Raw genomic sequence first — 239 nt, 5'->3', positions numbered from 1 at the left:
TGACCCCGGTGGTCGCCGAGCGGCCGGTGACGGACGACGCCGGGCTGGCCGTCCTCGTCGACGACGGCGACCCGGTGACGCGCCCGCTCGGGTTCCTCGGCGTGAGCCCCGGGACGGAGCTGCAGCGGCAGCCGGTGTCCGTGGTGGTGGGGCTGAACGGCGACGCCGTGTGGCAGACCATGCGGGACGACGTCACGCTGCCGGCGAACCTGGTCGGCATCGCGGGGTGCGCGTTCGGG

At 75.7% G+C, this 239-nt stretch carries 1 pseudogene; it reads left to right on the top strand.

Going from position 1 to position 239, the window contains the following annotated elements:
- Positions 1-26 precede the first annotated feature (26 nt).
- Positions 27-239: pseudogene (locus KVT14_RS21250) on the top strand (zinc metalloprotease); the annotation flags it as partial.

The organism is Cellulomonas sp. GbtcB1, from assembly GCF_019091725.1.
Classification (GTDB): Bacteria; Actinomycetota; Actinomycetes; order Actinomycetales; family Cellulomonadaceae; genus Cellulomonas.
Note: the sequence above shows the minus strand (reverse complement) of the source record. Positions and strands in the feature narration are given on the sequence as shown.